The sequence below is a fragment of the Dactylosporangium roseum genome, assembly GCF_025264685.1.
Classification (GTDB): domain Bacteria; phylum Actinomycetota; class Actinomycetes; order Mycobacteriales; family Micromonosporaceae; genus Dactylosporangium; species Dactylosporangium roseum.
On record NZ_CP073721.1, the window covers coordinates 7,390,435 to 7,403,564 of the forward strand.

Below are 13,130 nucleotides of genomic sequence, written 5' to 3' on the forward strand. Positions count from 1 at the left end.
CCGGGCGGTGCTACTCGTGGTCGGCGTGGATCAGGTGGGCCAGGGCGGCGCCCATGCCGAGCACGGCCACGGGCAGGCAGGCAACGGCGGTGGTGATCCACCACGGGGCGTTGGTGATCCCGGCGGCGGTCATCAGGTGGTAGGCGATCTGCCCGGCCGCGCCGAAGATCAGGGAGCCGATCGCCGACCAGCGGGCGAACGCCCGCACCGCCTTGCTGTAGGCGCCGGACAGCCACACCGCCAGGGCGTACGCGGCGTACGTCTCGACACCGATCGGCAGCGTGATCGCGGTGTTGATGGAGAACCCGTCCGCGATCCCGGGCAGCGGGTGAACCACCCCGAACCCGGTCAGCTCACCCAGGCCGACCCACCCGGACCAGATGGCCACGAACGCGGGCAGCGCCAGGACCCACACCGGCCACGAGCGCGGCTTGCGCCGGGCGGGCACCTTCACGGGCGGCGCGGCCGGGACGACATCGGCGGCCGGGGCGGTGGTGATGTTGGTTTCCGGGTGTCCGGCACCCGTGGCCAGCGGCGCAAGCTCCGGCGCCTCAGCGACCGGCGGCGCCTCCACCGGCGCGGCAGGCCCGGCGGCGTCCTCGGTGGGGTCGTCCTGCGGCGCCAGGTCCGGCACGGCGCGCAGCGAGCGCGGCGCGGGAATCTCGGCGCGCTCGTCGGCGAGCGCCTCCCGGACCGCGTTGGCCTTCGGCGCGCCGATCCTGAACTCCTTCATGAGCGCGTTGCGCGACGGAATCTCGCCGAGCCGCTCGGCGAGCTTGCGGGCCTCGGGCAACAGGGCCTCGATCGGAGCGGGGTAGGCACTGGAGGCGATAGCGGTGGTCACGTCGTGTCTCCATTCGGGGTAGTGGCCAGGTGCTCGCGGTGGATCAGCGCCCGGTGGACCGCGCTGGGCAGGTCGAGCGGGGGCGTGCACTCGTCCTCGGCGCAGATGCGGCACAGGGTCAGGCACGTCACGCCGACCAAGGTTTCCGCCTCGTAGACGTCGAGGTCGGTGGTGTCGTCGCAGGACTCGCACCGCTCGGCGAGCGGGCAGGGCAGACGGGGCGTGTTCATCAGGCGGCCCGCGCCGGGGCCGGGGTGGTGCGGGTGGCGTGCAGCTTGACCAATTCCCGGCGCACGAGCGCCTCAGCGCGGCGCATCCGGCGCCAGTCCAGCGCGGTCGGTTCGGGCTCGGCGGTGATGACCCTGATCTCGGCGTCGAGCAGGGTCATCTCCGCCTCGATCAGCGGCATCTCCGCCTCAATCGCCGCCAGGTCGGCGGCGGTCGGTTCGTCACGTTCGTGGTTCACGGTCTCTCCTGTGAGATCGAGACGACCGCCCGGCCGAGATAGACCCTAGGTCGGGCGGGAATCGTTGTGTGAAGCCCGTTACAGCGGGGCTAAATTTGGGTGCGAGGGTCAAAACCCTTGCGGTGCAACCTTTTCAATGGAGGTGCGGCCGTTTTCAATTCTCAAAAACCTTGCGGACACGGCGGATCACGGGCGCGCCACACGGAGATGCAGCCATTCCCACGACCCCCGGCCGGGAGTTCGATTGTCTAGATTGACTAGAAAATCTGCCTGCCATCGATATTGAGGGCCGCGTCGGCGCCGCGTCAAGAGGTTTGCCTAGATTTACTAGACAATCTTCGGGGTGCGGCGTAGAAACGAGGAGTGCACACACCTCGTGGCTCTGCCATGCCCGCTTACCAGCGGATCGCCGCCGAGTACCGCAATAAGATCGCGTCCGGTGCGCTACGTCCGGGCGACCGGCTACCGACCGAGCAGGAAGTCGCGCACGCCTACACCGTCGCCCGGCAGACGGTAAGGCAGGGCCTCGCAACCCTCGTGGCAGAGGGCCTCATCGTCGCCCAACGGCCACATGGCTACTTCGTCCGGCAGCGGGAACACATGGTCTACCGCCCGCAGGCCGAGTCACGGCCGCAGCCGGCATCACCGGAGATGGACCGCTACTTCCAGCAGATCTCCAGTGAGGGCCGCAAGCCGTCGCAAACCATTGAGATCTCCCTGGTACCCGCCTCGCCGGAGATTGCGCAACGCCTCGACGTCCCGGAGGGGCAGACGGTGGTTGCCCGACGACGGGTCCGATCGATCAACGGCGAACCGGTCAACACCAACGACACACACTTTCCGCTGGACGCGGTGAAGGACTCCGACATCATGTCCCCGGAGGACATCCCACAGGGAACCAACCAGCGGCTCGCAGAGCTTGGGTTCGCCCAGGTCAGGGCCATTGACGAGTTCTTCATACGGATGCCCACGCCGGAGGAGGTTCACCGGCTCGACCTGGCCGCAGGGACGCCCGTCGCGCTGCACATCGTCACCGGGTACACAGCCGAGGGCCGACCAGTGCGCTGCACGCTCAACGTGTTGCCCGGCGACCGGCACGTCATCGTCTATGAGCGGGAGTGGGAATGACGAGCGACAGCCGTGCTAACACCCTTGTAATGCGCCGGGCCGGTCCCGACGACTTCCCCGTCGTGATGGGTCTCCTCGAGGAGAGCATTGCCTGGTTGCGGAGCAAGGGTCTTGATCAGTGGTCTACCTGGCCGCAGTGGCGGGCAAAGATGGTGCCCTCGTTGGAGCACGGCGACGTGTGGCTCCTCTGCGACGGCACGGCCCTGATCGCCACCATTACCGTCGAGTTGCACGGCGACCCCGATTTCTGGACCGACGAGGAGCGCGGCGAGCGGGCCGCCTATGTCTCGAAACTGGCGGTACGTCGAGACCGGTCGGGCGCCGAACTCGGCACGCAGATGCTCGATTGGGCATCCGACTACGCGTACCGGTGCGGCTGTCGCTGGCTCCGGCTCGACGCTTGGAAGACCAACGAGCAACTGCACGACTACTACAGACAGCGCGGGTGGACGCATGTCCGCACCGTCGACAAGGTCAACCGACGATCAGGCGCTCTGTTCCAGCGACCGGCGCGTCTGGCTGGTCGAACGACACTCACCCAAGGGGATGACACCGTGACGATCTTCCCGACTCAGCTCCAGGGCAACGGACTCATGGGCGCCAACGCATCAGGCAGTTGGGTACCGAACCATATGCACCGCGCGGATCAGCTCCAGGTCGACTACCAGTACACCGGCGCTAGTGGCGCTCTCTTCGTTCCGGGCTACCGGTACCGCGTGAGGCAAGCAGAGACCGGCTGGGTGCTTGAGACGGACCAGCCAGGCCGGGGTTGGGTTGTTGAGGGGCCGGTGGTTGCTGGGACGGGCCACTTCGCCGAAGAGTGCGAGTACATCTTCACCCACCGGGACGGTGAACCCTGCACCGTTGAGGTGTCCCCGGTGCCGTCCGCGCGAGGCGCCTCACGATGAGGGCGCGACGACGAAGCACCTTCCGGCAGAGTTTATGCAGCTAGAAGGCCATGTCCGATCAGGACTGTAAATCCGTCGCGAAAGCTACAGAGGTTCGAATCCTCTACCCGCCACCGGCAGAAAGAAGGCCCTCGACCAGAGGAGACTCTGGACGGGGGCCTTCTTCGCGCGTCCGGCCGCGACTGGTTGCGGGCAGGTCGATCTTGTCCGCGCCGCGTGGAGCTGCGGCTCCGGTCGTGAGAAGCTTGAGCCAGGTGTCAGCCGGGAGGTGGTCCGAGATGAGCGTCGCCGTGCTGGAGCACGTCGGTCCGTGGAGCGAGGCGGACTACCTCGCGCTCGGCGAGACGGTCGATCGGATCGAACTGCTCGATGGGAGCCTGTTGGTGAGCCCCGCTCCGACGAAGCGCCACCAGCGGTTGTCCCGGCGGATCGCCAACGCTCTCGACGAGCCGGCTTCGGGGGCCGGCCTGGAGGTCTGGGAGGCGGTCAACGTCCGGCTGCACACCGGCCGGATCGTCATCCCCGACCTGGTCGTGGCGGACACCGACGACGACGGCGCGATGACCGAGGCGTCAGAGGTCGTCCTGGTCGGCGAGGTCGTCTCGCCGGGCAACGCGTCGGCGGGCCGCCTGCTGAAGATGCAGTTGTACGCGGCGGCCCGTATCGCGTGGTACCTGCTGGTCGAGCAGGATTCAGACGCACTGCTGCTGCGGCTGTACCGGCTGGAAGGCGCGCACTACGTCGAGCACGCCACAGCCACGAGCGGCGCCGTGCTCATCTCGGATCGGCCGTTCCCGTTCCGGCTCGACACCGGGCCGCTGTCGGCCCGGTAGCGCCAGTTACGAGTCGACGCCTTGCCCTCCGGAAGGCCGGTGCGCCGGTCGGCCGGTCCGGCTCGGCCTACAGGAGGACGAGATCGTCGCGGTGGACCACTTCGCGCTCGTAGGCCGGGCCCAGCTCCGCGGCCAGTTCCAGCGTCGACCGTCCCAGTAGGGTAGGGAGCTCGGCCGCGTCGTAGTTCACCAAACCCCTCGCGACCGGGACACCGCCCACGTCCACCAGGTCGACCGGGTCGCCCGCGGCGAAGCGGCCGTCCACGGCGGTGATGCCGGCCGGCAGCAGGGAGGCGTGGCGGCGGACCACGGCCTGCACCGCTCCGGCGTCCAGGTGCAGTCTGCCACGCGGGCTGGTCGCGTGGGCCAGCCAGAAGAGCCGCGCCTGGGGGCGCTCGCGCAGACGGTGGAAGAGCGTGCCGATCTCCTCGCCGGCCAGCACCCGGGCGGCCTGGGGAGCGGAGGTCAGCACCACCGGGATGCCGCTCGTCGTCGCGATCCGGGCGGCCTCGACCTTCGTCACCATGCCACCCGTGCCGACGCCGGCCTTGCCCGGGCGGCGGATGTCGACGTTCGCCAGGTCGTCCGGCGACCGCACGTCGCTGATCGCACGGGACGTCGGGAGTGCGGGGTCGCCGGTGTAGAGGCCGTCGACGTCGGACAGCAGGACCAGCAGGTCGGCGTGCACCAGGGCGGCGACCAGGGCGGCCAGCCGGTCGTTGTCGCCGAACCGGATCTCCTCGGTGGCGACCGTGTCGTTCTCGTTCACGATCGGCACGGCGCGCAGGTCGAGGAGGCGCCGCAGCGTCCGGTACGCATTCCGATAGTGCGCCCGCCGTGTCACGTCGTCGACCGTCAGCAGGACCTGGCCGACAACCCGGTCGTGGCGGGCGAACGCGTCGTTGTACGCCCGCATGAGCAGCCCCTGCCCGACGCTCGCGGCCGCCTGCTGGGTCGCGAGGTCGCGCGGACGGCGGGACAGGCCGAGCGGGGCCAGGCCGGCGGCGATCGCGCCCGAGGAGACGAGCACCACCTCGGCCTGGGTGGCGGCGAGCGCGTCGACCAGCGCGTCGACCCGGGACGCGTCGAGCCCGCCCGTCGCGGTGGTCAGCGACGACGACCCGACCTTGACAACGATCCGTCGAGCCTCGGTGACCTGTTCGCGCACGTCGACCATCTTGCCGCCTGCCCCGCCGGAGGCCACGGTAGGTTCCCATATCGTGGCCGACGACGAGTTTGCCGAGCTGGTGCTCACACTGGTGGAACGGATCCCGCCGGGGCGGGTGATGTCGTACGGCGCGATCGCCGAATACCTGGGCCGCGGCGGTCCCCGGCAGGTGGGCGCGGTGATGTCGCACTACGGCGGTGGGGTGCCCTGGCACCGGGTCGTCGCCGCGAACGGCCGGCTCGTCCCCGGCCACGAGGTCGAGGCCCTCGAGCGCCACCACGCGGAAGGCACGCCGCTGCGCGGCGACAAGATCGACATGCGAGCGGCACCCTGGTGGCCCGACGAAACCCAGTCCTGACGACGTCGCCCGTTGCATCGTGCGTTGATCTTGCAGTTGTGGTGCCTGACAAACCTGGCGTTCAGGGAGTGTCTCGGCACCACAACTGCAAGATCAACGCGATTGGAGGGGGCGGCCTATTCCGCCGCGGCGCGGGTCGCCGGCCGCACCGGCCGAGCCGACCGCGCTGACCCCGCCGAAATAGTGGTCGAGCCGGTCCCACTGCTGGACCGTGTACCCCGCCGCGGCCAGCGCGTCCAGCTCCTCGCCGCCGTAGCCGGCCTCGGCGTGTACGACATCCGACACCACGTGGAACCGGGGACGGCGGATCGCCGTGCGCATGTCGTCGCCCTCGACGAGGACGTTGACCAGGGTCTGCAGGAGCGCGGTCCGGATGCGGGTCGCGCCGGCGGAACCGATCGCCATGACAAGCGCAGCGGCGCGGGACACGACCACCGTCGGGCACATGCACGACGCCATCCGCTCGCCGGGCAGCGTGCCGGGCCGGATCAGCTCCCCCTCACCGAGCATCGAATTGAGGTGTACGCCCAGCCCCGGCAGCCAGACGCCCGAGCCGAGCCCCAGCGTCAGCGTGATCACGCAGGCGTTGCCGGCGGCGTCCACGACGGAGATGTTCGTGGTGTCGCCGACCCGCTGGGTGCCGAAGGCGCGCAGGGCGCCGGCCAGCGCCACCGCCCGCTCGCCGCGGGACAGCGACGGCAGGTCGGCGGGCAGCGACGCCACCGTCGGGATGAAGTCGTTGAGATCGCTGCGGGCGAGCACGGACGCGCCGGCGAGCGGCGCGGCGACGACCGGCGGTCGCAGCACCCGGTAGGCGGCCAGGTCGGCGTGCGTGAGCACGCCTCCGCCGGCCTGCACGAGGTCGACCATCACCTGCCCGACCCGCCCGGTGTAGAACGCCGCCGGTCCCTCCTCGGCGAGGATGCCGAGGGCGACGTCCAGCCCCGGGTGGTGCAGCAGGTCACCGCCTTCCAGCAGCTTGCCGCCGGGCGCGTACACCTGGGCACCGAACCCCGGCAGCATCGCCGGCGCCAGCGCGGCCAGCGTGTGCGCGTGCGGCTGCGGAAGGAGGGTGCCGCTGCGGGCGAGGCCCATCGCCGGCTCGACGAGCCGCTGCCAGGGCAACCGGCCCCAGCGGCGATGAATCGCGGCGCAACCGGCCGGGACGCCCGGGACGCCGACGCTCGACTCGCCGATCTCGTACCGCTGCGGGACACCGCCGAACGCGACCGAGATCGGGATCATCGGGGCGGCCCGGCGGCCCGCGTCCAGTCCGGGCACGGCGCAGAAGAAGTCGAGACAGGTGGTGGCGCCGGTGGCCACCTCGTAGTAGGAGGCGAACCCACCGCCGGCGAGGCCCGTCAGCAGGCTCTCGGCGACGCAACTGGCGAGCATCGCGGCGACCCCCGCATCGGCTGCGGTCCCACCCGCCTCGAGGACGCGGAGACCGACCTCGGCCGTGGCGGGGTGGCCGGCGGCGACGCCCGCGGGCACCCGCTGAACGGCCGTTTTTTGTGAAGAAGTCTCGCGGTAGCATCCGTGGACCATGGATCACCCGTCGGGTTCACTGCCCGGCCGAGTGCGTGCTGGCTACGCGCTCGGCTCGCTGGTCACCGGGGCCTTCGGCACGGTGCCCGGGCTGTTGCTGCTGCCCTACCTGACCGACACTCTCGGCGTCGCAGCCGGGATCGCCGGGCTGCTGGTGCTGGCACCGAAGGCGTGGGACGTGCTGATCAACCCGGTTGCCGGGAGCGTCTCCGATCGTACTCGCACGTCGCTGGGTGCCCGGCGGCCTTTTCTGCTCGGTGGCGGGCTCACCCTGGCGGTCCTGTTCGCACTGATCTTCGCGGCCCCGGTGCGGTCGGGGGTCTACGTCGCGCTGGTGTTCCTGGCGGCCGCCACGGCGTTCGCGTTCTACCAGGTGCCGTATGTCGCCATGCCGGCCGAGATGACCGACGACTACGCCGAGCGGACCCGCCTGATGACCTGGCGGGTGGCGATCCTGGCGGTCGCGATCCTGGTCTCCGGCGCCGTTTCGCCGATGGTCACCGAGCAGTTCGGTGGCGGCGTTCCCGGCCACCGTGCCATGGGCGTCTTCGTCGCCGCGCTCATCCTCGTCGGTACGCTCGGATCCTTCTTCGGCACCCGCGGCGCACCCACCGGCAAGGTCCTGCGGAGCGAGCCGTCGTTCGCGGCGCAGTTGCGCGTCGTGCGCGGCAACCGCCCGTTCCGCCTGCTGCTGATCTGCTTCGTCGTCCAGGCCGCCGGCATCGCCATCATGCTCGCCGGGGTCAGCTACTTCGCCACCCAGATCCTGGAGTCCCCGGAGACCGGTGCGACGGTCCTGTTCGCGTGTTTCGTCGGCCCGGCGCTGCTCGTGATGCCGATCTGGACCCGGGTGGGGCGGCGGGCCGGCAAGCTGCGCGCCTACGTCCTCGCCTCGGTGCTGTTCGCGGCCGCGGGCGCGCTGCTCGCCTTGGCCCCGTTCCTGCCCGCCGTCGTCGTGTACGTCGTCACCGGGCTGGTCGGCGCCGGATACGCCGGGCAGCAGGTCTTCGGCCTCGCCATGCTGCCCGACTGCATCGCCTACGACGCCGACCGCACCGGTCGCCGGCAGGCGGGGGTCTTCACCGGCATGTGGACGGCCGGTGAGACGTTCGGGCTGGCGCTCGGCCCCGGTGTCTTCGCGCTGATCCTGTACGCGTTCGGCTACGTCTCCAGCTCGACGGGGGTGGCGGCGCCGCAGACCGACACCGCCAGGCTCGGTGTGCTGTTGGGCTTCACGGTGGTACCGGCGGTGGTCGTCGTGTCGGCGCTGATCACGCTGCGCGGTTACGACCTCGATGAGGAAAGGCTCTCCGCCGCCGTGACGGAGCCCGATCCGGCCTTGGAACAGGGGTGACTGACATGCGGGCACTGCCGGCACAGGGGGTACCGGTCCGGGAGGTCCTCGACGAGCTGGCGGCAATGCGGGCACGCGACCTGCCGACACACGGCGGTCGCCTGTTCGCCTACGTCTACGACCCGGCGGTCGACGGGCTCGACGCGCTGGCCGCCGCGGCCCACTCGGCGTCGGCGCACGTCAACGGCCTGGACCCGACCGCCTTCCCGTCGCTGCTGGCGATGGAGAACGACCTCGTGGCGGCCGCCGCGACGGTGCTGTCCGGCCCGCCGTCGACGGTCGGCAGCGTCACCAGCGGCGGCACCGAGTCGCTGATCCTCGCCGTCAAGGCGGCCCGGGACGCGCGGCCCGACGTGACCGCGCCGCGCCTGGTCATGCCGGTGACCGCGCACGCGGCCCTGGCGAAGGCCGCGTCCTACCTGCGGGTGGCGCTCGACACGGTACCGGTGGATCCCGCGACGCTGCGCGTGGACCCCGCGGCGGTGGCGGCGGCGATCGGTCCCGACACCGTGCTCGTCGCCTGTTCCGCACCGTCGTACGCGCACGGCCTCATCGACCCGGTCCCCGAGATCGCCGCGGCGGCGTCGGCGGCCGGGGTGCGCTGCCACGTCGACGCCTGCTTCGGCGGCTGGACCCTGCCGTTCCTGCGCCGCCTGGGCGAGCCGATCCCGCCGTTCGACTTCTCGGTGCCGGGCGTGACGAGCATGTCGGTCGACCTCCACAAGTACGCGTACGTGCCGAAGGGCGTCTCCGTCCTGCTGCACCGCGACGAGGCCCTGCGCGCACCGCAGTACTTCGGCTACGCCGACTGGCCCGGATACACGATGGTCAACCCGGTGATCTCGTCGACGCGTTCGGGCGGGCCGATCGCGGCGGCCTGGGCCGTCATGCGCCACATCGGTGACGACGGTTACCTCGCGCTGGCCGCGAAGACCCGCGACGCGACCCGCGGCCTGGCCGCGGCGGTTGCGGCGGTGGAGGGCCTGGAGCCGGTGCCGGTGGAGTCGACGGTCGTCGCGTTCATGTCCGCGGCGGTCGACCTCTTCGTCCTGGCCGACGAGCTGGCCGCGCGCGGCTGGCACACGCAGCCGCAGTTCCGTCACGGCGACATCCCGCCGTCGGTCCACCTGACGGTGACGGCGGCCGTGGCCTCCCGGGTCGACGAGTTCGCGGCCGACCTCAAGTCGGCGGTCGCGGCGGCCCGGGCGCTGGGCCCGGTGGGGCTGCCGCCGGGCATCCTCGACCTGCTGGGCTCGGCCTCGGTGGCGGACCTTGCGGGCGCTCTCGGCCTCGGCGCGGGCGGCGCGCTCCCGGATCGCATGGCGACGGTGAACTCGCTGCTCAACGCGGCCCCGCCGCGGGTGCGCGAGCACCTGCTGGTGTCGTTTCTGAGCCTGCTCCAGCGCCCCGCCCGGTAGGCCGGAGGCTCAGAGCACCACCCTGACCGCGGCGGTCAGGACCAACTGGGCGAGGGCCAGCGGCACCAGCCCCAACCAGCACAGTCGTTGCAACTGGTCCTCACGCAGGCGCGGGTAGGAGACCCGCAGCCAGATCACCACGAACGACACGGCGAAAACCTTGATCAGCGTCCACAGCCAGCCGAGCTCGTCGTCCAGGCCGAACGGCCCCTTCCAGCCGCCGAGGAACAGCACCGTGGTCAGGGCCGCGATCACGACGATGCCCACGTATTCGGCGAGCAGGAAGAAGGCGAACCGCAGGCCGGTGTACTCGGTCATGTAGCCGAACACCAGCTCCGAGTCGGCGATCGGCATGTCGAAGGGTGGACGCCTGATCTCCGCGAGGCCGGCGACGAAGAAGACCGCCAGCGCGGGCAGTTGCCAGAGCAGCCACCACGGCCGCCAGGCCTCGACGATGCCGGAGAGGGAGAGCGTGCCGGCCGCCATCGCGACCGACAGGGCCGCCAGGATGAACGGCAGCTCGTAGCCCAGGAGCTGCGCCGCCGCGCGCAGGCCGCCGAGCAGCGCGTACTTGTTCGCCGACGACCAGGCGGCCATGAGCACCGCGACCACGCCGACGCCGACCACCGCGAGGACGAAGAACAGGCCGATGTCGAGCGGCTGCGCGACCAGCCCGTGCGGGCCGATCGGGATCACCAGCAGCACGGCCAGGTACGGCAGCAGGGAGACGACCGGAGCGAGCCGGAACACCGGCCGGTCCGCCGCACGAGGGGTGATGTCCTCCTTCTGGACGAACTTGACCCCGTCGGCGATCAACTGGGCCCAGCCGTGGAAGGCACCGGCGTACATCGGGCCGAGCCGCCCCTGCATGTGCGCCATCACCTTGTGCTCCGCCTGCCCGACGATCAACGGCAGGGTGAGGAACGCGACCACTACCAGCAGGACCCGCAGCGCCAACTCCAGCCAGACCGGCATCAGCCGCGCCCTCCCGGCCATTCGCTCGGATCCGGCACACCCGGCGGGCGCATCGGCGCGCGCTTGCTGACCGTGTGCTCGCTCTCGCCCGGCTCCTTGGCGCCCGGCCAGGGCTTCGCGACCCGGGCGGCGAGCACGAACTCCTTGCGCAGCGGGTGCCCCTCGAACTCGGGTGGCAGCAGCAACGGCTTGAGCCCGGGGTGGCCGGTGAAGTCGACGTCGAACATCTCGTGCGTCTCGCGCTCGTGCCAGGACGCCCCGGGAAACAGGTCGACCACCGAGGCGACGGCCGGCGCGGTGCGCGGCAGGGCGGTGCGCAGCAGCACACCGTGGTGCCGCGCCGTCGACCACAGGTGCGCGACCACGGTGAAGCCCTCGGGCAGCTCGTCGACGGCCGACAGCCAGTCGAAGAAGTCGCAGCCCAGCTCGTCACGGGCGGCGCGCACGGCGTCGGGCCAGCGCTCGGCCGGCACGTCGACGGTGGCCCGGCCGAACCGGCCCCCGGCGGCCTCGCTGATCGTCACGCCCTCACCGAGCACGTCGGCGAGGCGGGCGCCGATCTCCTCGGGTGTCATGCAGCGATCCTACGGCGCCCGTATTCCTCCGGGAACCGACGGCGGCGGCGCCCCGCCGTCGGCCTCGACAACGGTCGCTTTCCTCCGCTGCGGCCGGCGGCGACCCCCTGTCAGCCGGATCGCGAAACCTCACCGGGCCGGACCGGGGGAGCGGAGAGGGCCTTGACGTCGGGGCGGGAGACGCCGCCGATGCCCGACTGCTCCCCCGCGATCTTCTCCTGGAGCCGCATGATCCCGTGCAGCAGCGCCTCGGGTCGGGGCGGGCACCCGGGAACGTACACGTCGACCGGGATGAGCTGGTCGACGCCCTTGGTGACCGAATAGGAGTCCCAGTAGGGCCCGCCGCAGTTGCTGCACGCGCCGAAGCTGATCACGTACTTCGGGTCGGGCATCTGGTCATAGAGCCGCTTGACCGCGGGCGCCATCTTGTCGGTCACGGTGCCCGACACGACCATCAGGTCGGCCTGCCGCGGCCCGTGAGCGAACGGGATGACACCGAGCCGCATGAAGTCGTGCCGGCCCATCGACGTGGCGATGAACTCGATGGCGCAGCAGGCGAGGCCGAAGTTGAACACCCACAGCGAATAGCGCCGCCCCCAGTTGAGCACGAACTTGATCGGCTCACCCAGCACGCTCGACATGGTCCGAAGCCTACCCCCGCGGGCCGGGTCGGCCCCGGCGCCGCGGGTGGCCGCGGCGATCGCCGATCTTCCGCGGCTCCTAGCGGAGTGCCCTGATCGCGGTCAGCGTCGTGTGGACGTTGAACTGGTCGCCGTCGTCGCTCTCCCAGCCGCCGTCTCTGCGCTGGGTCTCGGTGAGCCGGCGCCGGGCCGCGGTCAGCAGCCAGTCCTCCGTCGACATGCCGACCCGGCGCAGGGCGGCGAACAGCGCGGCGGTGTCGGCGGCCGACATCTCCGGCACCCGGTCGGCGAGGGCGACCTGGATCTGCGCCGACTCGTAGAACCAGCCCAGGTGATACAGCAGCGCGCAGCCCAGCCAGCCGGCCACCAGGAACGACGGCCAGGAGCCGTCGGAGCGCAGGGACGCACGGAACGCCTCGGCGGCGCGGGCGATGCGCATGGCGTGATCGCCGTTGTCGCCGAGGTCGGGGCCGCCGACCACCAGCCAGAACGCGGCGTTGGTCGTCAGGTAGAGCTTGGCCTCGTCGTCGCCGGGCTGCGCCCACGGCGGGGCGATCCCGGCGAGCGAGGAGTCCTCTTCCCACATGCCGTCGGGGCGCTGGCTGCGGCCGAGCCAGGCGAGCGCCTTGCGAGCCGCGGGTCGGTTGATGGCACCGAGGTCGTCCAGCTCGGCGAGCCGGAAGCAGGTGGCGTCGACGGAGGGGATGTCGGCGCCCCAGTACGCCGGCCAGCCGCCCCCTGACACCTGGCCGATCTCGGCCTTGTCCAGCACGTCGGCCGGGGGCGCCTGGCTCGTGCGGAGCCAGGCGAGACGAGCGCGGTCCACGTCGTCGCCGTGTGCGACGACGTAGCCGATCGCGGCATCAAGGTCGACCATGCGCCGTACGCTACCGCCCGCTCGCCCGCCCCGCGTG

At 71.2% G+C, this 13,130-nt stretch carries 15 protein-coding genes; 6 read left to right on the forward strand and 9 right to left on the reverse strand.

What is annotated here, in order from left to right:
• Positions 1-10: 10 nt before the first annotated feature.
• The 3 genes from Drose_RS34730 to Drose_RS34740 are packed head-to-tail and all read right to left on the reverse strand — an operon-like array spanning position 11 to position 1,310.
• Positions 11-844 (reverse strand): ABC transporter permease, encoded by an 834-nt coding sequence (locus tag Drose_RS34730; RefSeq protein ID WP_260725433.1) that lies wholly within the window; start codon positions 842-844, stop codon positions 11-13.
• Complete coding sequence (locus Drose_RS34735; protein WP_260725434.1) at positions 841-1,074, reverse strand: hypothetical protein; 234 nt, start codon at positions 1,072-1,074, stop codon at positions 841-843. Before Drose_RS34735 ends, Drose_RS34730 begins: the two co-directional genes overlap by 4 nt.
• Complete coding sequence (locus tag Drose_RS34740; RefSeq protein WP_343870190.1) at positions 1,074-1,310, reverse strand: DUF6284 family protein; 237 nt, start codon at positions 1,308-1,310, stop codon at positions 1,074-1,076. Before Drose_RS34740 ends, Drose_RS34735 begins: the two co-directional genes overlap by 1 nt.
• A gap of 363 nt (positions 1,311-1,673) precedes the next feature.
• Here Drose_RS34740 and Drose_RS34745 point away from each other — a divergent pair, with 363 nt between their 5' ends.
• The 3 genes from Drose_RS34745 (at position 1,674) to Drose_RS34755 (ending at position 4,179) form a co-directional block, all read left to right on the forward strand.
• Positions 1,674-2,438, forward strand: coding sequence for a GntR family transcriptional regulator (locus Drose_RS34745; RefSeq protein ID WP_260725437.1), 765 nt, complete (start codon positions 1,674-1,676; stop codon positions 2,436-2,438).
• The gene (locus Drose_RS34750) at positions 2,435-3,346 is read left to right on the forward strand and encodes a GNAT family N-acetyltransferase (RefSeq protein ID WP_260725438.1); all 912 of its coding nucleotides are present in this window, start codon (positions 2,435-2,437) and stop codon (positions 3,344-3,346) included. The genes Drose_RS34745 and Drose_RS34750 overlap by 4 nt, the downstream gene beginning before the upstream one ends.
• 278 nt (positions 3,347-3,624) lie before the next feature.
• Positions 3,625-4,179: a Uma2 family endonuclease gene (locus Drose_RS34755; protein ID WP_260725439.1), complete on the forward strand. Its 555-nt coding sequence runs from the start codon at positions 3,625-3,627 to the stop codon at positions 4,177-4,179.
• Positions 4,180-4,246: 67 nt separating this feature from the next.
• Here Drose_RS34755 and proB read toward each other — a convergent pair whose 3' ends face one another.
• The gene (gene proB / locus Drose_RS34760) at positions 4,247-5,347 is read right to left on the reverse strand and encodes a glutamate 5-kinase (RefSeq protein ID WP_260725440.1); all 1,101 of its coding nucleotides are present in this window, start codon (positions 5,345-5,347) and stop codon (positions 4,247-4,249) included.
• Positions 5,348-5,399: 52 nt separating this feature from the next.
• Between proB and Drose_RS34765 the strand changes: the two genes are divergently transcribed.
• Entirely contained in the window at positions 5,400-5,705 is a 306-nt protein-coding gene (locus tag Drose_RS34765; RefSeq protein WP_260725441.1) for an MGMT family protein, read from the forward strand.
• Between the two features lie 93 nt (positions 5,706-5,798).
• Here the strand turns inward: Drose_RS34765 and Drose_RS34770 are convergent, their stop codons facing one another.
• Positions 5,799-7,199: a gamma-glutamyltransferase family protein gene (locus Drose_RS34770; RefSeq protein WP_260725442.1), complete on the reverse strand. Its 1,401-nt coding sequence runs from the start codon at positions 7,197-7,199 to the stop codon at positions 5,799-5,801.
• A gap of 52 nt (positions 7,200-7,251) precedes the next feature.
• On the opposite strand from Drose_RS34770, the gene Drose_RS34775 reads away from it, so the two are divergent.
• On the forward strand, positions 7,252-8,607 hold the full coding sequence (locus Drose_RS34775) for an MFS transporter (protein ID WP_260725443.1): 1,356 nt from the start codon (positions 7,252-7,254) through the stop codon (positions 8,605-8,607).
• Positions 8,604-10,025: a pyridoxal phosphate-dependent decarboxylase family protein gene (locus tag Drose_RS34780; protein WP_390891268.1), complete on the forward strand. Its 1,422-nt coding sequence runs from the start codon at positions 8,604-8,606 to the stop codon at positions 10,023-10,025. Before Drose_RS34775 ends, Drose_RS34780 begins: the two co-directional genes overlap by 4 nt.
• Positions 10,026-10,034: 9 nt before the next feature.
• Here Drose_RS34780 and nuoH read toward each other — a convergent pair whose 3' ends face one another.
• From nuoH to Drose_RS34800, 4 genes are all read right to left on the reverse strand, one after another.
• On the reverse strand, positions 10,035-11,000 hold the full coding sequence (nuoH, locus tag Drose_RS34785; RefSeq protein WP_260725444.1) for an NADH-quinone oxidoreductase subunit NuoH: 966 nt from the start codon (positions 10,998-11,000) through the stop codon (positions 10,035-10,037).
• Positions 11,000-11,575, reverse strand: coding sequence for an NADH-quinone oxidoreductase subunit C (locus Drose_RS34790; RefSeq protein ID WP_260725445.1), 576 nt, complete (start codon positions 11,573-11,575; stop codon positions 11,000-11,002). Before Drose_RS34790 ends, nuoH begins: the two co-directional genes overlap by 1 nt.
• A gap of 110 nt (positions 11,576-11,685) precedes the next feature.
• Positions 11,686-12,216 (reverse strand): NADH-quinone oxidoreductase subunit B, encoded by a 531-nt coding sequence (locus Drose_RS34795; protein WP_260725446.1) that lies wholly within the window; start codon positions 12,214-12,216, stop codon positions 11,686-11,688.
• A 79-nt stretch (positions 12,217-12,295) separates the two neighbouring features.
• The gene (locus tag Drose_RS34800) at positions 12,296-13,093 is read right to left on the reverse strand and encodes a prenyltransferase/squalene oxidase repeat-containing protein (protein ID WP_260725447.1); all 798 of its coding nucleotides are present in this window, start codon (positions 13,091-13,093) and stop codon (positions 12,296-12,298) included.
• Positions 13,094-13,130: the final 37 nt, after the last annotated feature.